Origin of the sequence: Gemmata palustris (genome assembly GCF_017939745.1) — a bacterium.
Classification (GTDB): domain Bacteria; phylum Planctomycetota; class Planctomycetia; order Gemmatales; family Gemmataceae; genus Gemmata; species Gemmata palustris.
Genome location: NZ_JAGKQQ010000001.1, coordinates 4922273 through 4941493, shown reverse-complemented (window position 1 = coordinate 4941493; position 19221 = coordinate 4922273). Strand labels below are relative to the sequence as shown.

General features: G+C 66.4%; 12 protein-coding genes. 6 read left to right on the top strand and 6 right to left on the bottom strand.

Features of this window, described 5'->3' with window-relative positions; genetic code table 11:
- Window positions 1–27 precede the first annotated feature (27 nt).
- A complete protein-coding gene (locus J8F10_RS20275) occupies window positions 28–528 on the bottom strand; it encodes a universal stress protein (RefSeq protein WP_210656797.1) in 501 nt (166 codons plus the stop codon).
- Window positions 529–1620: 1092 nt separating this feature from the next.
- On the opposite strand from J8F10_RS20275, the gene J8F10_RS20270 reads away from it, so the two are divergent.
- On the top strand, window positions 1621–3213 hold the full coding sequence (locus tag J8F10_RS20270; RefSeq protein WP_210656795.1) for a serine/threonine-protein kinase: 1593 nt from the start codon (window positions 1621–1623) through the stop codon (window positions 3211–3213).
- Window positions 3214–3371: 158 nt separating this feature from the next.
- Window positions 3372–5879, top strand: a complete 2508-nt coding sequence (locus J8F10_RS20265) for a serine/threonine-protein kinase (protein ID WP_210656793.1) — start codon at window positions 3372–3374, stop codon at window positions 5877–5879.
- Here the strand turns inward: J8F10_RS20265 and J8F10_RS20260 are convergent.
- Window positions 5876–6340: a hypothetical protein gene (locus tag J8F10_RS20260; protein ID WP_210656792.1), complete on the bottom strand. Its 465-nt coding sequence runs from the start codon at window positions 6338–6340 to the stop codon at window positions 5876–5878. The genes J8F10_RS20265 and J8F10_RS20260 overlap by 4 nt on opposite strands.
- Window positions 6341–6481: 141 nt before the next feature.
- On the opposite strand from J8F10_RS20260, the gene purE reads away from it, so the two are divergent.
- Window positions 6482–7030 carry a 5-(carboxyamino)imidazole ribonucleotide mutase gene (gene purE, locus J8F10_RS20255; RefSeq protein WP_210656790.1) on the top strand — a complete coding sequence of 183 codons (549 nt, stop codon included), beginning with the start codon at window positions 6482–6484 and terminating at the stop codon, window positions 7028–7030.
- Between the two features lie 102 nt (window positions 7031–7132).
- Window positions 7133–8227 carry a 5-(carboxyamino)imidazole ribonucleotide synthase gene (locus J8F10_RS20250; protein ID WP_210656788.1) on the top strand — a complete coding sequence of 365 codons (1095 nt, stop codon included), beginning with the start codon at window positions 7133–7135 and terminating at the stop codon, window positions 8225–8227.
- Window positions 8228–8404: 177 nt separating this feature from the next.
- Here J8F10_RS20250 and J8F10_RS20245 read toward each other — a convergent pair whose 3' ends face one another.
- Both J8F10_RS20245 and J8F10_RS20240 read right to left on the bottom strand, forming a co-directional pair.
- Window positions 8405–8971: a hypothetical protein gene (locus tag J8F10_RS20245; RefSeq protein WP_210656785.1), complete on the bottom strand. Its 567-nt coding sequence runs from the start codon at window positions 8969–8971 to the stop codon at window positions 8405–8407.
- Window positions 8972–9058: 87 nt separating this feature from the next.
- On the bottom strand, window positions 9059–11431 hold the full coding sequence (locus J8F10_RS20240) for a heme-binding protein (protein WP_210656783.1): 2373 nt from the start codon (window positions 11429–11431) through the stop codon (window positions 9059–9061).
- A gap of 198 nt (window positions 11432–11629) precedes the next feature.
- Between J8F10_RS20240 and J8F10_RS20235 the strand changes: the two genes are divergently transcribed.
- Window positions 11630–13684 carry a hypothetical protein gene (locus tag J8F10_RS20235; protein WP_210656781.1) on the top strand — a complete coding sequence of 685 codons (2055 nt, stop codon included), beginning with the start codon at window positions 11630–11632 and terminating at the stop codon, window positions 13682–13684.
- A gap of 194 nt (window positions 13685–13878) precedes the next feature.
- Here the strand turns inward: J8F10_RS20235 and J8F10_RS20230 are convergent, their stop codons facing one another.
- Window positions 13879–14523: an MBL fold metallo-hydrolase gene (locus tag J8F10_RS20230; RefSeq protein WP_210656779.1), complete on the bottom strand. Its 645-nt coding sequence runs from the start codon at window positions 14521–14523 to the stop codon at window positions 13879–13881.
- 166 nt (window positions 14524–14689) lie between these two features.
- Between J8F10_RS20230 and J8F10_RS20225 the strand changes: the two genes are divergently transcribed.
- Entirely contained in the window at window positions 14690–15478 is a 789-nt protein-coding gene (locus J8F10_RS20225) for a DUF1571 domain-containing protein (RefSeq protein ID WP_210656777.1), read from the top strand.
- A gap of 406 nt (window positions 15479–15884) precedes the next feature.
- Here J8F10_RS20225 and J8F10_RS20220 read toward each other — a convergent pair whose 3' ends face one another.
- Complete coding sequence (locus J8F10_RS20220; protein ID WP_210656775.1) at window positions 15885–19019, bottom strand: PDZ domain-containing protein; 3135 nt, start codon at window positions 19017–19019, stop codon at window positions 15885–15887.
- Between the last annotated feature and the right edge of the window lie 202 nt (window positions 19020–19221).

Here is a 19221-nt window from a genome sequence, read left to right as displayed (position 1 = left end):
AATGTTAGCGGCGCCCGTGTCGTGCCCCTACACCAGCGCTGGTGGCGTTACGCGGACGACTTTGACCGGCGTCGCGCGGGCGAGTCGATCGGCCGAACTGCGCCCGAATCCGCGAAACAGGCCCGGGCGCGCGCCGCCCATCACGATCAGGTCCACCGCCGATTCGTTCGCGTACCGGGCGATCTCCGCGACCACGTCCCCGGTGCGGACTTCGAGCCGGAGCTCGATCGGCCCGATCCACTCCGGGTGTATCTCGGCCCGGAGGCGCTCCAGTTGCAGGGCACGCGCGGCGGCCGGGTTCGCGGGGGGCAACGGCTTCCCGCTGCTCACGTGCTCGGCGGCCCGGTGCAGCAAGCGGATCGCGTCCAACCCCTGGTACTCGTCCTCGCTCTCCGCGGCGACGACGTGGAGCAGGGAAACGGTAGCCCCGGACCCGAGTGCAGCGGCGAAAGCGACGCGGTACGCGGCCCGGCACTCGGCGCGGAAGTCTGTTGGCACCAACACGTGCGAATACAGGTGCTCGGTCATATGTGGCCCCGATAAATGGTTGAGTGAAACGAGAGCACTTCCCGCGCCGACCGGGAGCGGTCGGTGCAGCGACGATCCGCGCCGGGGCGCGTCAGTAGGGAGCGTGGTGAGTAGGCGCGAGCGCAGAGTGGCGCACCGGATCGGTTACGCTTGGTGCGTAAAACCGGTCCGTGAAACTGCTAATCGCGCGGGCACGAAGGAATTAACAGCGCAGAGGGGCGCAATGGCCGTTAGGGAGCGAGTGATTGGAGTGGTGGGGGAGAGAGCCGAAGGTGTTCGGTCGGGGGAGGGGAGTTACTGCGAGCGGCGCCCCGGTCCACGTTGCTCGCCTCGTGTCCGGGTGGTTCGGCGTGACCGGGGCCGAGCAAACCACCGCCTCTTTGATTACCTCTGTGGCCTCGCTCGAAACGTCTTCGGGTGCCCCACCGTTGGCAGGGGCGAGTGCCAACACCAGAATCAGAGCGATCTTGTAAGCAACGAACCGGACGGCGGTGACGAGGCGCTGGAGGCGGGGGGCGGGCCGCGGGCCGCGTGGCGGTCGGAAGTAAGTTCGGACGTGGAAAGCCATGCGCGTCTCGTTCGGTCCCGAGTCCAGAAGCGACACCGGTCGCAGCTTGTATATTCTTAGCGCCGCACCGCCGTATGTCAACCCGGCGCGCATAGCGATATGCGCGGGATCGATCGCAATACCTCTGTATCGTCCGGGCGCGGGCGCGAGTTCATGCCAAGTGTCCGACCGCGCCCCGGCGCCGCACGTGCTCGCGCCGGATCTCGTCACGAGCGCTCGTGACGCTCGCGCCCCACGTTCACGCGGCCTTCACGATCGGCGATCGCGGACGTGTGGCACGGGAATTCCTTCCTGCACTGCTGATTCGGGTATGATAACAAGTGTGTGGCCCTGGCAGTGCTGCAAGGGAGCGGCCTCTTGAGTTCTAATCGCGCCGCCGAGAACTTTTGCTGGACGTGAATTTGCGGTAAAAATTACCAACTGCTCCCTTGCTCTCCCCAACCGCGCCGATCAGATTATCACGCATGACCCCGCCTCGCGCTGCCGCGCCGGTGGGTGCCGTACCGGGCCGAAGGACATCATCAATGCCGGCACCCGCCACCGTGCCCGACTTCCTGGAACTGGTCCGCAAGGGCGGGCTCGTGCCGGACAAGAAGCTCGACGACCTCCTGGGTCGGCACCGGGCCACCGGTACTCCACAGACCATCGATCAGGCGGCGGCGGCCCTTGTGCGAGACGCGCAACTCACGTTCTTCCAGGCCAAGCAGCTCAAACTCGGGCGCTACAAGCGGTTCACCATCGGGAGCAAGTACCGGCTCCTCGAACTCATCGGCGCCGGCGGCATGGGGGCCGTGTACCTGTGCGAGCACACGCTCATGAAGCGCCTCGTGGCGCTCAAGGTGCTGCCCGTCGAGAAGCTCGACGACCCCTCGAACCTGGACCGGTTCTACCGCGAGGCCCGGGCCGTTGCCGCGCTCGATCACCCGAACATCGTCCGCGCCTACGACATCGACCAGTACGAGAAATTGCACTTCCTGGTCATGGAGTACGTGGACGGCGCGAGTTTGCAGGAGATCATCGCGCGCCACTCGGCGGAGAAGAAGCTGTTCGACCCGGTTCGCGCCGCGCACTACGTCGCGCAGGCCGCCGTGGGGATGCAGCACGCGCACGAACTGGGCATGGTTCACCGCGACATCAAGCCCGGGAACCTGCTCCTCGACCGCACCGGCGTCATCAAAGTTCTCGACATGGGGCTGGCGCGGTTCTTCAACAAGCAACAGGACAGCGTGACCGAGAAGTACGACGACAAGTGCGTGCTCGGTACCGCGGACTACCTCGCACCGGAACAGGCCGTGAGCAACATCGTGGACGTGCGCGCGGACATTTACTCGCTCGGCGGCACGCTCTACTTCATGCTGACCGGCCAGACCCCGTTCCCGGACGGGACCATCGCGGCGAAGCTGGTCGCGCACCAGACGCGCGAACCGCGCCCGGTGGAGGAGTTCCGGTCCGACGTGCCCGCCGGGGTGCTGGACGTGTTGCGGAAGATGATGGCGAAAGACCCGGCCGACCGGTACCAGGAACCGATGGAAGTGGCCGAGGCGCTGGCGGAGTGGGCCGAAGCGCCGCTCGGTCCGCCGCCGGAGCCCGAAATGCCGGTGCTCTGTCCCCTCGTGCGGGAACTGGCCGGCCCGCCGGCGCCGGACCGCTCCGGCGCATCGCCCCCACTGGCGCGCGTCCTGTTCGGCCCCGGACGGGGGGTGTTCGCGCGGTCCGGTGAGAGTTCGGGAAAAATGCGGTCGCGCCCGTCCAACTCCGGCGCCACCACGAGCGCGGCCGCGCTTTCCGCTCCGAGCCCGACGGCCGCATCGAGTCCGCGGTTCAAATCGGGCGCCGACACGCCGATTAACGGCCCGATATCCACCGGGCGCGCGAGCACCTCGCCGACGGCCCCGATCCCGATGCGCCAAAAACCGGGTTCGAGCATTGCGAAGAAGCGCCCCGCGCCGGTCCACGCGGAACCAACCCCCACTCCGGCGCATCGGCGCATCTGGCCGCTCGTCGCCGTTGCGCTCGTAATTGCAGTTCTTTTCGTGGCCGGTATGGTCGTTGCTTACCAGATCGGCAAGGGCGCCAAAGAGCCCGCCCCGCCCGCGGACCCGGCCCGGCCAATGTGACCGGTCCCGTCAAATCTGTTCTACCCCGGCGCGATCCGGGAATCCGCAACCCTGGCGTGTTGCCGTACACTATACTTATGGCGGTCCTGCGCCCGCACACGGGTTTTCGGTGCCGGACGCCCCGTTCGCCCCCGCCGGTTTCGCGCCGGAGATGTTTCATGCCCGCACCAACAACCGCGGACGAAATCCTGGACCTCGTCCAGAAAAGCGGCCTCGTCGACGAGGTCCGGCTCCGCAATTACGTCCAGAAGTTGCGCGAAACCACTTCGCTCCCTGCCGACCCGACCAAGGTCGCGCAGATCCTCGTCCGCGACGCGGTACTGACCTATTTCCAGGCCGAACAACTTCTACAAGGCAAGTACAAGCGGTTCAGCCTCGGTAAATACAAGGTGTTGGAGAAGTTGGGGTCGGGGGGCATGGGAACGGTGTTCCTGTGCGAGCACAAATTGATGCGCCGGCGCGTCGCGGTCAAGGTACTGCCGATCTCCAAGGGCGGGGACAAACCGAGCCTGGACCGGTTCTACCGTGAGGCCCGCGCGATCGCGGCCGTGGACCACCCGAACATCGTTCGCGCTTACGACATCGATCAGGACGAGAACCTCCACTTCCTCGTCATGGAGTGGGTAGACGGCATCAACCTCCAGGATCTGGTCAAGAAATTCGGTCCGCTCGACCCGACCCGCGCGTGCCACTACGTGTACGGGGCCGCGATCGGGCTCCAGCACGCCCACGAGATGGGGCTGATTCACCGCGACATCAAGCCCGGTAACATCCTGGTGGACCGGTTCGGCGTGGTGAAGGTTCTGGACCTCGGCCTCGCGCGGCTGACGCACGATACGGACGACAACCTGACGCGCCAGAACGACGAGAACGTGCTCGGAACGGCCGACTACCTGGCGCCCGAACAGGCGATGGACAGCCACACGGTGGACATCCGGGCGGACGTCTATTCGCTCGGCTCGACCATGTACTTCCTGCTCAGCGGGAGCCCGCCGTTCCCCGAAGGGTCGGTCGCCCAAAAGCTGATCTGGCACCAGAACCGCACCCCGCGCCCGCTCCGGTTGCTCCGCCCGGAGGTGCCGGACGAACTGGTCGCGATCGTCGAGCGGATGATGGCGAAAGACCCGGCGCGCCGGTACCAGATCCCGGCCGAGGTCATGGCGGCGCTGGCCGGGTGGGTGACCACGCCGATCCCGCCCCCGGCCGAGCGCGAGATGCCCACGCTGTCGCCGGCCGTGGTCGGCGCCGCGGGGGGGCGCGGGACGGGCGCGTCACCGGCGCTGACGGGTTCCACGTTAGGGGGGGGCTTCACCCGTCCGCACCCGGCCCCGAGTCCGCCCACGTTCACCACTGCCGCCACAATTATCACGGGAACGACCCCGCGCCCGGCCCCCGCGCCGGACCGCCACGAACCGGTGGTCTGGTCCACGCTCGAACATGACACCCAGGACACGGCCCGCAGCGACACCGAAAAGCCCGAACCGGCCGAACTCCCGATCCCCGACGAGGAGGAGCGCCCGTCGCGCGTCGGGCGCAAGCACCACGCCGCGAGCAGCGGTGCCGGGAAGGTCGTGCTCCTGGCTTGCGCGGGTGCTCTCGTCTTTGCGGCCACGGTCGCGGGGGCGTACTTCGCGTTCTTCAATAATCGCGCGACTCAACCTACTGTGCCCGCGTCGGTACCGAGCGGTCCCAAAAAGGTCACCGTCTCAAAATCGGGTGGCGAAAACGCCGTCGCTTCGCTCCGCGAAGCGCTCCAGAAGGTCGGTCCCGGTGACACCATTGTGATCGCCGAGGCGAAACTCGTCGAATCCGCGATCAAGCTCGACAAGAACAAACACAAGGATCTCACGATCGAGTCCGCCGACGGCAAGTCCGCCGTGATCGAGTTCGCGTCGAAGGGCGGGCCCATGTTCGACGCGAGCAACGTCGAGGGGTTCCGTTTGCGGAACGTGGAGTTCGATGGGAAAAACCAAGCCGAGATCGGCCTCCAGGTGACCGGGAATTCGGCCGGTGCAACGATCGAGGGTGTCTCGGTGCGCAACGTCCTCAAAACGAGTATTCACCTGTGGCACGTCGCGGGTGCGAGCGGGCGCCCGGTCGTGCTCGACCGGGTGCGCCTGATCCTCGCGCCCGACAGCGAAGCCGGCGTGTTGCTGTATGCTACTACCGTGGATAACAAGTTCGTCACGATCAAGAACAGCCGATTTGAAGGGCCGGGGCGCGTTGGGATTCGCATTGACGGGCCGGCGCTCGACCTCGAGGTCACCAACAACCGCTTCTACAACTTGGCTGGGGCTGGGGTGGTGTTCATGCGCCCGGGGGCGCGCCCGTCACGCGGGTCGCTCGCGAACAACACGTTCTACCTGATGCCCGTCGGGTTCCAGTTCGAGTTCCCCCCGAACGAGTCCGGGGTGTACGCTTTGAAGGTGTCACTTAGTTACTTCGCGCGCGTCACCCATTTGCTCAAAGCACCGGAGCCGATTGTGGGGCTCGAGTCTTCAAACAACTTCTACGAACCGAACTCCGGCCCCGGAGCCCCGCCGCTCGCTTCGACCAAGCTCGACCAACTGCGGTTGGTCGACCCGAACCCGAACGACGACGCGGCGTTCCTCCGGTTCCCCGCGAACCCCCCGATGGCCGGCGCGATCCGTGTCGGGGCGCACTAGCCCATCGGGGCGAAGCCGCCGCCGTGGCGCGAGTTGAGCGCCGGCTGGAGCGCCTTCAGCCGCTTCTTCGACTCGGCCGCCGCGCGGTTCGCGGACGAGAACGCCTGTGCCAACTCCTTCGATTCCTTCAGTCGCGCCGGGTCGTTATCGATCAGGTCCGCTCGCTGTAGCACCACGTCTTCGCACTTAATCACGCTCGCGACGGCGGACACGAGGTCCGCGTCCACGCCGTCCGTGGGGAGGTCGCGGAGCCCATCGGTTTGTGTGCGCACGAGGGACACGTAGGCCGGTATGTTCTCCCCGGCGGGCTTCTGCGCGAGAACCGCGCTCACCTGCCTCCAGTAAGCGTGCGTCGGCGAGGGCGGAGCACCGTCGGTGCGCTGCACGTCCTGCTTCCCGAAGCACCCGCACGCGAACGCCACGAAATACACCGGCACCGCCCGGAGTGTGAACCCGCGCATGACTCGCCTCATCTGTCTGTTTGGGAGCCGGCGGTATACCGCGCCGCGCGAGCAACGCAACCCCAACGCTTCCCGGAACGCGTGGGGCCGATACAATCGCGAAGTCGCCACATATACAAGTCACAATTCGGAGGCGACGCTATGACCGACGAACGCCCGACCCCCAACTCGCCGTCCACCGCCGCCGTGCCCCCGCGCGTGGGAATCATCATGGGGTCGCGCTCGGACTGGGCCACGATGCAGCACGCGGCCGACGTGCTCAAAGAACTCAAGATCCCGCACGAGGTGGAAATCGTGTCGGCCCACCGCACGCCGGACAAGCTGTTCGACTACGCCGAGAGTGCCGAGGTGCGCGGGATCGAAGTTATCATCGCGGGGGCCGGGGGCGCCGCGCACCTGCCCGGAATGTGCGCCGCGAAAACCGTGCTCCCGGTGCTCGGAGTGCCGGTGGAATCGGCCGTGCTGCGCGGCGTCGATTCGCTACTCTCGATCGTACAGATGCCCGCCGGCGTCCCGGTCGGCACGCTGGCCATCGGTAAGGCCGGCGCGATCAACGCGGCGCTCTTCGCCGCAGCGATTCTCGCGCTGAAGACGCCGAGTATCCGCGAGGCGCTCAAGCACTTCCGCGCCACGCGCACGCAAGAAGTGCTCGACAACCCCAACCCCCGCGTGCAACCGAGTGGCGGGTAGAACACGCGAACTGTGCCGCGTGTTCTACCCGCGTTCATAAAAAGAAGGAGAAGCTGATTACGTTGGGGCGCGGCCAGATCGCTGACGGGTAAATTACCAACTATGAGACTCGGCATTATCGGCGGCGGGCAACTCGGTCGCATGCTCGCGCTGGCGGGGTACCCGCTCGGAATTCGGCCCACTGTTCTGGAACCGGGGACCGGTTCGTCGGCCGCGCAGGTGTGCGATCACATCGCCGGCGAGTTCGACGACCTTCAGGCGCTCTACAAGCTGGCCCAGGCGTCCGACGTCGTAACGTTCGAGTTCGAGAACGTGCCGGTCGAATCCGCCCGGTGGCTCGCCGAGCGCGTGCCGATGTTCCCGCCGGCACGCGCGCTCGAAGTGTCGCAAGAGCGCCTCGCGGAGAAGCAGTTCTTCCAGTCGCTCGGCATTCCCACGCCGCCCTTTGCACCGATCGAAAGCGAAGCCGATTTTCACCGCGCGGTCGCGGAGATCGGCCTGCCCGCGGTCCTGAAAACGCGGCGCTTCGGATACGACGGGAAGGGGCAGGCCGTTATTCGCACACCGGACGAAGCGAACGCGGCGTGGCAGAAGTTGGGCGGGCGCCCCCTCATCCTCGAAGGGTTCGTGAAGTTCGATCGTGAACTGTCGCTGGTCGCCGTGCGCGGGCGCGACGGGCAGATCGTCACGTACCCGCTGATCGAAAACGTTCACATCGACGGCATCTTGCACCGCTCGATCGCACCCGCGCCGGACTTGGGCGAGGAACTAACCGAGCGCGCGACCGAGTTCGCGGCCCGCGTGCTCACCGAATTGAATTACGTCGGCGTGCTGACGATCGAGTGGTTCCAGGACGGTCCGCGACTGCTCGCGAACGAAATGGCACCGCGGGTCCACAATTCCGGGCACTGGACTATTGAGGGGGCGCTCACGAGTCAGTTCGAGAACCACGTCCGTGCGGTGTGCGGGTTACCGCTCGGACGCGCGGACGCGGTCGGGTTCTCGGCGATGTACAACTTCATCGGCGAAGCGCTGCCGACTCCCGCGGTCCTCGCGAACCCGGACGCCCACCTGCACCTCTACGGCAAGTCCGCGCGCCCGGGGCGCAAGATCGGGCACGTTACGCTCCGTGCGAGTAGCGCGGCCGAACTGCGGGAAAAGCTGCCTGAGTGGGACGCACAGTTCGCGCGGGGGTGAAGAACCTACCCCCGGCCTCCTCCCTAAAGGGAAGGGGAGAACATGGGCGAACCGCGAATGTAAATGAGCGGGTCTACAGACACCCGCTCATTTACATTCGCGGTTCGCCTGACAACAACAGTTTTTGCGTTTCTCCCCTTCCCTTTAGGGAGGGGGATGGGTGGTAGGTTCTCCCGCTCAGTGCCCGCCGCCTTTCTTTTCACCGCCCTCGGGTGCGTGGCCTTCGGCTCCGTGCCCGCCCGCCCCGTGCTCTTCCTTGCCGTGGTGCATTTCCTCGGCGGCTTCGCGCTTCGCCAGAATGCCGTTACGCAGCGGACGTATCGCGAACACGTCCACGATCCGCGGGCCGTCGGTGCGGTACGAGAGGTACGCCGGGTGCCCGCGCGACGAGTCAGACGAGGCGAGGAACACGCGGCCCAAGTGCGCGCGGAACCCGCCGAAGTCCGTCCCGTAGGTGCCGTCTTGAGTGGGGCCGACCGCGGAACCGGGGCCGCGCGCGATGAGACTGTTGTTGCGGAGCGATCCACCGCCGACGTACCCTCCCTGGTCGAACCGGGTCACGCTGGGGACCGCGTGCCGCTTCACGTTCAGCGGGTACCCGGCGCGCTCCGCGGAGTGTTCGATGTTCACGCGCGGGACCGGAGCGCGCTCCGCGATCCGCTGGAGCAGCGGCCGGTCGTCGGCCCGTGAAGATGCGCAAAGTGCGAAAGACGTAACGCCCGCGAGGGCCAGTAAACGCCACATGGGGCACCGGTAGTTTGGGGGATAAATGTGGGCGCAGGGGCGACTGCGCCCCCGCGCTTCCGGCATTCCCCCAAATTATCGGCTCCCTTACCCCTCCGGGTTGCGGTTGAATTTCTGGTACGGCAGCCGGACCCCGTTCACGAGGAACTGATCGGCCCGGATCGGGTTCGGTGCCTCGAACCCGGTCTGCCCGCCCACGGTCGTCACGTCGTCCTGGTCGACACCGTCGCCGCTGACCCCGAAGCCGCCTTGCAGGATGCCCCCTCGGTACAGGGGCGAACTCCCGGGGAAGAACACGATCCCGTTCTGGTTGAGCACGTTGAACGGGCTGTGGAAGTTGGTACCTGGGTTGAAGGAGTCGTGCCCGACGACACTCTGGTACGCCGACGCGGGCAGGGCCGCCCCGGTCAGCAGGCCCGTGAACCGGTTCGTGCCGGTCGGGTCGTCGTTGAGTTGCGAAAACGGCCCCGGCGGTGCCGCGTCGATCCCTTCCGGGAACCGGGGTTCGCCGAGGTACCGGAACGTGCGGTTCGTGAGCGCCGCCCCCGACGGCAACCCCTGAACTTGGTCGATCAACTGGAGTTGCGTCGGGTTCGCGTAGTAAGCCACGTTGCGGGACTTCGCCACGGCCACGTCGATGGAGAACACGGTCGCGTCCGGCTGGCGGAACAGGCCGACGACGTTACCCTGGCGGTCGGACACCGCGAACACGAACTTGGCCCGCGTACCGAGCGGCACCCGGATCGCAGCGCGGGTCTTGTCCGCTTGCTGGATCGAGTTGGCGATGATCGCCGTCACCTCTTCGGCCGTGATCCCGTCGCCGTCGTGCGGGGTCACCAGCCACCCCTCTGGTACGGCTTTCCCACCCCGTAGCGTGATGTCGTCGGCGGTATTGGCGATGCCGTCGGCGCCCGCGTTCACGATCTGATTGGTGCCGTCGTTCGCGCTGCCACGGCCCACCAAGTTGGCAACGTTTTGCAGTTGCTTCCCGCCCTCGATCGCGCCGCCCTTACCGAATACGTCGAGCTGAATGCCGACGAGGTCGAGGCGCCCGGTCGGGAGCCCGAAGCCGGTCGGCAGCGCGACGCCGCCGAGATCGTCAACCGGCATGGTGGGCGTGCCGTCCACGCTCGCGCGGGTACCGCCGACCGCCGCGAACGCGATCCACTCGGCTTCCAGCGACCGGTCCGCTTTCGTCGGATCGAAGGTGGCGCTGAGCGACGAGTTCTCCTCGGTCGCGTACCCGGTTTTACCGGGGAAGAAGACCCCGATGCCGCCGACCACCTGCCCGTTCTTGTAGATCGGAATGCCGCCGGGCAGGGTCGCGATCCCGCGGGACTGTGCGCCGGTGAGCCGCCCGCTCTGGAAGCCATACGAGTCCGGCGAAGTAAGGTCTTGGCCGGCAGGGACATAAGTCGGGTCGATGTTGAACCGCTGCTCCAGCCGCACGTCGTCCGCGGTGCCCTTGATCCCGTCGGCCCCGACGTGGAACGTGCCGTCGCGGTTCGTGTGCTCGATCTGGAACAAGTCGACCTGCGGCGTGTTCGCCACGCCCGGCGGGAAGTGGCCCTTGCTGCCGACCGGCGCAACGAACCCCGGCCCGCGCACCGTCGAGTTCGGGTCGGTGATGTTCGGGTTCGATTCCACCTCGCGCTCGGTGATGGTGGACTGGCTGATGAACTGGACGGTCCGCGACGTGAGCGGCCCCTGGTTGTTGGCGAAGTACGCCCCCGTGAGCGCTTTCGCATACGCCCCGTCGATCGCGAACACCAAATTGTTGACGTTACTGGTGATCTCCGCCGCGACCCCGCTCTCGACCCGGACCCCGAGAATCTGCCCGTTCCGGTCCGTGATAACGATGATGGCGTCCGAACTGGCGGACGCGGCGGCGGCCCGCTTCAGCAGAGCGTCCACTTCCGACGCGGTGATCGTTTCTTGCGGCGTGGAGACGGTCGTGCCGGGCGGGAGCGACCCGAGCAGCCGGTCGCCCGTGTTCGGCAGCACGACGTCGGTCGGCTTCACCTTGAAGATGTCGTTCTGCCCGCCGGCGCCGTTGAAGGTGTTCACCCCGGACCCGCCGAAGAGCGCGTCCCGCCCGCTCCCGGTTGTGAGCGTCGCTGCGCCCCCGCCGGCGACGAGCTTGTTCGTGCCGTCCCCGCCGTTGATGTTGGCCGGTTGCGTCACCTTCGGGGAGATCACGACCGAGTCGTTCCCCGCACCGGTGCTCACCGCGATGGTCGTCACCGCGGCCGAGGCGAAATCGCCAATGTTCGTCGTGCCATCGAAGACGCGGAGCACGCCCCCGTCGTTGACCACGCGGATGCGGTCGTTGCCGTCGGTCCCGGTGATCGTCAGCGCGCCCGCTGCGAGCGCGGCGGTCGCAAGCAGCGACCGCTCCTCGAGCGCTTCGCATTGAAGGGCGGTGCGCCGCGTGGCGGCTCGGTCGGTCGCAGTGTGCATGGCCCGGCCCGCGTGATCGGAAGAGTTACCCCATATCCGGTATCGGCTCCCGCAAAACCGGCCTTTACGGATTTCCCGGCCAGTTGCGCATTCGTCGCATAATCGGAAGAATCCTCATGACCGTCACGCCCAGAACCGATGGAGGAGATGAGGCACCGGACTCGCGGTGCGTCGGTCAGCGCGACAGGGAGTACAGACATGGGGCGAGCCTGGAAATTGAGCCGCTGTGTCGCGGGCGGGCTGTTGTGCGTCGCGGGTTTTGCTCGCGGCGACGAGCCGGTACGAGCGCCGCTCCCGCACACGGCTGCCACAAAAGCTCCGGTCGCGCTCCCACCCCTACCGTTGGCCCCGGCCCCGCTGCTTGGTGCGTCCGCACCTCTACCGAGCCCGATCGCGCCCTCGGCCTCGCTACCGGCCATTCCCGCGATTCCACCAATTGGGGGAGCCGCGCCCGTAGCGGCCGCGCAACCGAAAGCCGCAGAACTACCGAAAGACACCACGCGGCAACCCATCGACCGGTTGCTCGACCCGGCGAACCCGGCCAAACCCGGCGGGCAGCAGGACGCCGCGACGCAGGCGTCTTACGCCTACTTCCCGACGCTCGGGTTCGCCGGGCAGAGTGGTGTGTTGCCGCGCTCCGGGAGCAACAACGAGTACGAAACCGTCGAGGACCGGTGGCGCACCGGGTTCCCCGCGTGGGACCGCTACGGGCTCAACCACCCGCGCGTGTTCGACTACCCGTACCGGCTCGGGCGCTGGTACGACCCGTACAACCAGAACGTGCTCAAGGGCGACTACCCGATCATCGGGCAGCACACGTTCCTGACGCTCACCGGCACGAGCAGCACGCTGTTCGAGGGCCGGATGATCCCGACCGCGACGACGCCGTTCGAGAGCACCGCCCGACCACTGGAAACCGAATTCTTCCAGCGCCCGGGGCAGTTCGTGTTCTCCGAACTCGCGACGTTCTCGTTCGACCTGTTCCACGGTGACGCGGCGTTCAAGCCGGCGGACTGGCGGGTGAAGGTGACCCCGGCGATCAACGCCAACGCGCTGAGCGTGTCGGAACTGGGCGTCATCAACCCGGACGTGCGCAAGGGCACCGTGCGGGACCGGTCGTGGACGACGCTGCAGGAGTGGTTCGCGGAATACAAGATCGCGGACCTGAGCCCGGAGTACGACTTCGTCTCGGTCCGGGCCGGTTCGCAGCCGTTCACGAGCGACTTCCGCGGGTTCATTTTCAGCGACGTGAACCGCGGCGTGCGCCTGTTCGGGAACCTGGACGGGAACCGCACGCAGTTCAACCTGGCGTACTTCCGGCAGTTGGAAAAGGACACCAACAGCCAGCTCAACACGTTCACCGACCGCGACCAGGACATCATCATCGCGAACCTGTACCGGCAGGACTTCATCTTCCCCGGGTACACGTCGTCGGTGAGCTACCACTACAACAACGACGCGCCCTCGACGAAGTTCGACAAGAACGGGTTCCTGGTGCGCCCGGACCCGGCCGGCACGTTCCAGCCGCACCGCGTCGAAGCGCACTACCTGGGCTGGGCCGGGGACGGCCACATCGACCGGTACAACATCTCGCACGCCTTCTACTGGGTGCTGGGGCGCGACAGCCGCAACCCGATCGCGGGGCAGCCGACGTCGATCAGCGCCCAGCTCGCGGCGCTCGAACTGTCCTACGACCGCGACTGGGCGCGGTTCCGCGTGAGCGGCCTGTACCAGTCCGGTGACGGCAACGCCCGCAACGGCCACGCGACCGGGTTCGACTCGATCCTCGATCAGCAGAACTTCGGCGGCGAGTTCAGCTTCTGGCGCCGCAACCGCATCCCGCTGTTCGGCGTGGGGCTGACGAACGACCAGAGCAACCTGGCGAACCTGCGGTCGAGCCGCATCCAGGGTCAGAGCAACTTCGTGAACCCCGGGTTGTGGCTGATTAACTACGGCGTGGACATCGACATCACGCCCCGGCTGCGGTCGATCAACAACGCGAACGCGCTGTTCTTCGACAAGACGAGTTCGCTGGAAGTGTTCACGTTCCAGAGCAACATCGATCGGTTCATCGGGGTCGATTTGAGCACGGGGTTCGAGTACCGCCCGCGGTTGAACAACAACGCGATCTTGCTGGGCGGGCTGTCCGTGCTGCTCCCCGGGGGCGGGTTCCGCCAGTTGTACAACGACAAGGGCGGCGGCAAGGTGACGAGCCTGTTCTCCGGGTTCACCGAAATCATCTTCACGTTCTGAGCGCGGATTGAGGGGAACCTACCCCCCGGCCCCCTCCCTCGTGCTCTCCGGCCCTGTCAGCAAAGCTTCCTGCGGGCCGGAGGAAAGGGCAGGGGAGCAGACCCTTCGAGTCAGCTAGCACGGGTAAATTATCCGAGGGTTCGCGCGCCTGCTCCCCTTCCCTTTAGGGAGGGGATGGGGGGTAGGTTCTCCCCTCAATCCGCAACAAATGGGTTTGTGCGCTTCTCGTGACCGATGGTCGTGACCGGCCCGTGACCGGGGTACACCACTGTGTTGTCCGGCAGTGCCCACAGCACGCGGCGGATTCCAGACTTCAGTTGCTCGTGACTCCCGCCCGGGAAGTCGGTTCGACCCACGCTCCCGCGAAACAGCACGTCGCCACCCAGCACTGTAGTTGGGTGCGTCTCGCGGATCACGTACACGACGTGACCGGGCGAGTGCCCCGGGATCTCGAACACTTCCAACGCGATCCCCGCCACCGTAAGCGTTTCACCTTCGGTTACCACGCGGTCGGCCGGCGGACTGGTGATGTCGAAGCCGAACGCCGCGCTCAGGTTCCGGGCCGAACTGGTGAGCATCGCGGCGTCGCCCGCGCCGATGATGATCGGCACGTCCGGGTGAGCCTGTTTGAGTGCGGTGTTCCCCGCAATGTGGTCGCAGTGCCCGTGCGTGCAGACGATCGCGACCAGTTTGAGGTCGCGTTCCGCGAGCGCGTCGAGGATCAGGTCCGGCTCGAAGCCGGGGTCGATCACGAACGCATCCGGGCTGCCGTCCTTCCACACGACGTAAGAGTTCTCGGCGAACGGCTGCGACTCGACGGTGTGAATTTGAACCGGCATAAGTTCCCCACATACGGACGCGAAACGCGCCTCGACGATTTTATGCACCCGGCGCGGGCCGGGCGGCGCGCCGAAAAATTCCGAACATCTCGTCTTCCCTCCGCGCGGGGAGGTCGGTATACGCCGCGGGTAAAGGCTCATTACTTGGTCGTGGGGGGAGCGAACCATGCGTGGGAAGACGTGGGCGTCGGTAGCGTGCGCCGGGCTGTTCGTGGGCGGGGCGGTCGTCGCCCAGCCGCCGAAGACCGAGCCGGCGAAAACCGAAGCGCCGAAGGCGCCCGACGGCGCGAAGGCCGGCGACGCGCTCGTGTCGATGATCGCGGACGCGCGCACGGCACTGGGCAAGGCCCGCGACTACACCTGCACGTTCACGCGCCAGGAGATGCGGAACGGGACGCTCTCGGCCGAGCAGGTCGCGGAGATGAAGGTGCGGCTGAACCCGGGCGGCGTGTACGTCCGGTTCGCCCGGCCCGAAGCGACCGCGGGCATGGAAGTGGCCTACACCGCGGCGCGGAAGAGCACGAAGATGCAGTACCGCCCGGCCGGGGTGGGCGGCGCGAAGGGGTTCCGAACGGTGGACCTCGACGACACCAAGTTCCTGGCCGAGAACCGGCACCCGGTTACCGAGTGGACCATGACCGCGGTCCTCGACCGCGTGACCGCGGCCACGGCCCGCGAGAAGACGCTGAACAACCCGGTCGAAGTGTACACGGGCGACTTCCAGTTCGCCGGGCGCAACGTGACCCGGTACGAGATCCTGACGCGCCGGCCGCACGCCTTCCGCTACGCCTACCGCATGATGGTGTACGTCGACAAGGAAACGAAGCTGCCGCTCCGGTACGAGGCCTACGACCAGCCGAAGGGCAACGCGGCCACGGGCGACCTGTTCGAGGCGTACAGCTTCAGCGACGTGAAGATCAACGTCGGCCTCGGTGAGAGCAACTTCGACTATTGAGCCAATACCCCGACGGTTGCGTCACGGCTTCCGCCGGGGTACTCTGTCTCCGTTCCCGGGTTGTTTAGCTCGTCGCTCTGCGACAGGACGATGTTGCGTCGTCCGAGCTTTTGCCTTGCTGTGCGCCGCGGGGAAGGCTGTTCCAGCACCGCTTCCGAACTAGTTCGAGTCGTCGAACTTTCGGGCTGGGGCAACCTCGCTGATCGCGGTTCCGAAAGTTCGACGACTCGAACTAGTTCGGCGGTGCCGTGAGCCTTCCGCGCCACCGGTTCAGAAGTAGACCTCTCGGGAACTTTGACCGGCCCTTCCAGCGGAGCGCACGCACCGCCAGGGCCGGTCGGGAAACACGCGGGCCGGGGAGCAATCCCCGGCCCGCGTCGTTACTCCACGATGCTTGACTACCCGATCAGCGATCGTCATCCTCTTCTTCGTCTTCCTCTTCACCCGTCAGAACGCGCGCCGGAGCGGGATCGCCTTCAATGGTGAAGCTCTGGCTCTGCGTTTGGCCGTCAACGGTCAGCACGATGCGGTACGCGCCGGCTGGAACCTGGCGCCCGCCGAAGCGTCCGCCCCCACCTCCGCCGCCGGGGAAACCACCTCCCCCTCCGCCGCCAGCGGAGGTGCTCCAGGTCAGCTTGTGCAGCCCGGGGTCGATTCCGCCCGTGAGTTCGCCGACCTTCTTGCCGTCAATGTCCTGGAACTCAAGCGCCACCTTCGTCGCCTTCTTCGGCAGTGAGTAGAAGATGTGTGCCCCGGGCGCGGGGTTCTCGCCGACGAACCGCCGACCCGAGCGCCCGCGGCTCGGCAAGCTCTGCCACCGAACTACCGCGTTCGGCTTGTACAGCGTCACCTCGTCGTTGATCTTCTCCGAGGCCATCTGCCGTAGCGCGGTGACGTCCAGAATCCACAAGCTGCGCCCGTGCGTGGCGGCCACGATCTCGCCCGCGGTCGGGTGGATCGCCACCTCGTGAACGGCGACGGTCGGGAGGTTGTTGTTGATCTTCGTCCACGATTTCCCGCGATCGAGTGACGCGAACAGTGCGAACTCCGTCCCGCAGAAGAGCAAGTTGGGATTCGTGACGTCTTCCCGCAGGCACCGCGTGGAGCCAACGGGCAGGTTCCCCGTGATCGGTTTCCACGTCTCACCCAGGTCGTCCGTCGTGTAGACGTGTGGGCTGTCGTCGTCCATGCGGTGCGCATCGAGGCACACGTACACGCGCCCGTCCGCGAACCGCGACGGCTCGATGGTGGCGATCCACGTCGGCTTCTTCAGCCCGATTTTGTCGGTGATGTTCGTCCAGTCCTTCCCGCCGTTCTTGGTGCGCCAGAGGTACCCGTCGTCGGTCCCGACGAACAGCACGTCCGGGTTCCGCGGCGATTCCGCCAGCGCGGTGGCGCTGCCGTGCTTCGTGCGCGAAATTTCCGGCGAGATGATCTGCGGGTTGTCGCCCTTCTTCACGGACTTGAAGACGTAGTTCCCGGCGCTGTAAAGGATGTGGGAGTTCGCGGCCGAGAGAATGTACGGCGTGTTCCAGTTGAACCGGTAGCGCGGGCCGCCCTGTGTGGGAGTCGGCTTGATCGAGGCGCGCTCGCCGGTGCGCAAGTTGTACCGCACCATGCCGCCGTTCTGACTCTCCGCGTACACCTGGTCCGGGTCGTTGGGATCGACGCGGCACACGTACCCGTCCCCGCTGTTGAGCGAGATCACGTCTTCATTGACCGGCCCGCCCCCGCGGAGACTCATGCTCGGCTGCCCCCAGCAACCGTTGTCCTGTAACCCGCCGTAAACCCAGTACGGCTTTTTGTTGCACACCGCGACGTGGTAGAACTGGCCGAGGGCCATGTTGTTGTGGTGGTCCCAGTTCGCCCCGCGGTCGTAGGTCGAGTAGAACCCGCCGTCGGTGCCGACAATCATGTGCCGGCCGTCCTTCGGGTCGATCCAGAGCGCGTGCTGGTCGTCGTGGATCGCGCGGCTCCCGGGCTGGAACGTGCGCCCGCCGTCGCGCGACGCGGTCACGGTCACGCCCAGGATGTACACGAACTTCTCGTCGCTCGGATCGACGCGGATCTGGCTGAAGTACATCGGGCGCGGGTTGATGCTGTTGATCCGCTTCCACGATTCGCCGCCGTCGGTGGACTTGTACACGCCGCCGTACTGGAAGCCGTCCGGCCCCTGTTGTTCCTGGACGTTCGCAGCCTGTCCGCCGTAGTTGGCCGCGAACGGGCGCGTGGCCGATGCGCCCCCCGGTCCGCCGAAGCCGCCCCCGCCCTTCGGGACCGGGCGGTCGCCATACGTCAGCTCGACCGTTACGTCCTTGTCGCCGCGCTTGAGTTGCACCGTCACCTTATCGGTCGGCTTGGCGCTGGCTGCGACCGCGAGGGCCTCGTCGTAGGTCTTGATGACCTGGTTGCCCATCTTGTTCACAACGTCATCGACCTTCACACCCGCGGTGTCCGCCGGGCCGTTGGTGACCACGCGCGTGACCTTCGCCCCGGTCTCGCCCTCGGCGTCCTCGCCGGTGAGACCCAAGTACGCGCTGCCGACCGCACCCTTCTTGGGTGGCACGCCCATGCCGATCTTCTCGCAGTCGATCACCGCGAACATCACCTTCGGGTCTTTGCGGTAGATGTCCAGTCCGATGCGCCCCATGTTGCTCGTTGGGAGGCCGGTGGTCAGTTTCTTGAACGTCTTCCCCCCGTCCGTGCTCTTGTAGATGCCGGCCCCCGCACCCCACTTCTGCACCGGGTCGTAGGAGTCGTAGCCGTCGGGAATACCGCCGCCGGGCCACGAGTCGTACTCGTCCCGCCGGCGCTCCCACATGGCGACGAAGATCGTGTCCGGGTCGGTGGGGTGCAGGCACACGTCGATCGCGCCCGTCTTGTCGTCGACGTAGAGGGCCTTCTCCCAGGTCTTCCCGCCGTCGGTCGTCTTGAACAGCCCGCGCTCCTCGTTCGGCCCGTAGAGCCGACCGAGCGCGCCGACGAAAACCACCTCCGGGTTCGTCGGGTGAACGCGGATGCGCCCCGTCTGGAACGATTTCTTCAGCCCCATGTGCTTCCAGGTCTTCCCGCCGTCGGTGCTCTTGTACACGCCGTCGCCGAACGAAACGGAGTTGCGCGGGTTGTTCTCCCCGGTGCCGACCCACACGATGTCGCGGTTTGAGGGGGACACACACACGTCGCCGATGGAAACCGTTGCTTCCTTGTCGAACTGGTGCGCGAACGTGACGCCGTTGTTAGTGGTTTTCAGCAACCCGCCGCTCGCGGTCGCGACCCAGTAGGTCGAGGGGTCCGCCTCGAACACGGAGATGGCCGTGATGCGCCCGCCCATGTTCGCGGGGCCGATGTTGCGCCACGAAAAGGACTTCGCCCAACTGTCTGGCAGGGTGAAGTTGGGTGCCGGGGCGTCCTTCTCCTTGTCGCCCTTTTGCCGGCCTTTGGGTTGGGCCGACGCACTCGGGCCGAACGGGGGTATGAGAAGACACATACCGATCGCGAGCGCGAACAGGCCGAGCGCGATACGAGGGTGGCGCGAAGTCATTGTGCGAGTTCCAGACGAGTAGCAATGTGGGTGAAACGAAGATAGTCGGTGGCACCGACCAAGGGGTAACGAAATCCGGCGATTGGTGCGCCGGGTGGCGGCGAGCGGGAACGAATCGCGCGAGTTCGTCGGCACCAAGGCACGAATCATTTTTGATGGGCCGGGCACCCGCGTCGGTCGCTCGGAGCGGGCGGAGCCGTCG

Bases quoted from the DNA above. Each gene is read 5' to 3' on its own strand.
- J8F10_RS20275 (WP_210656797.1), bottom strand. From the start codon at position 528: ATGACCGAGCACCTGTATTCGCACGTGTTGGTGCCAACAGACTTCCGC.
- J8F10_RS20270 (WP_210656795.1), top strand. From the start codon at position 1,621: ATGCCGGCACCCGCCACCGTGCCCGACTTCCTGGAACTGGTCCGCAAG.
- J8F10_RS20265 (WP_210656793.1), top strand. From the start codon at position 3,372: ATGCCCGCACCAACAACCGCGGACGAAATCCTGGACCTCGTCCAGAAA.
- J8F10_RS20260 (WP_210656792.1), bottom strand. From the start codon at position 6,340: ATGCGCGGGTTCACACTCCGGGCGGTGCCGGTGTATTTCGTGGCGTTC.
- purE (WP_210656790.1), top strand. From the start codon at position 6,482: ATGACCGACGAACGCCCGACCCCCAACTCGCCGTCCACCGCCGCCGTG.
- J8F10_RS20250 (WP_210656788.1), top strand. From the start codon at position 7,133: ATGAGACTCGGCATTATCGGCGGCGGGCAACTCGGTCGCATGCTCGCG.
- J8F10_RS20245 (WP_210656785.1), bottom strand. From the start codon at position 8,971: ATGTGGCGTTTACTGGCCCTCGCGGGCGTTACGTCTTTCGCACTTTGC.
- J8F10_RS20240 (WP_210656783.1), bottom strand. From the start codon at position 11,431: ATGCACACTGCGACCGACCGAGCCGCCACGCGGCGCACCGCCCTTCAA.
- J8F10_RS20235 (WP_210656781.1), top strand. From the start codon at position 11,630: ATGGGGCGAGCCTGGAAATTGAGCCGCTGTGTCGCGGGCGGGCTGTTG.
- J8F10_RS20230 (WP_210656779.1), bottom strand. From the start codon at position 14,523: ATGCCGGTTCAAATTCACACCGTCGAGTCGCAGCCGTTCGCCGAGAAC.
- J8F10_RS20225 (WP_210656777.1), top strand. From the start codon at position 14,690: ATGCGTGGGAAGACGTGGGCGTCGGTAGCGTGCGCCGGGCTGTTCGTG.
- J8F10_RS20220 (WP_210656775.1), bottom strand. From the start codon at position 19,019: ATGACTTCGCGCCACCCTCGTATCGCGCTCGGCCTGTTCGCGCTCGCG.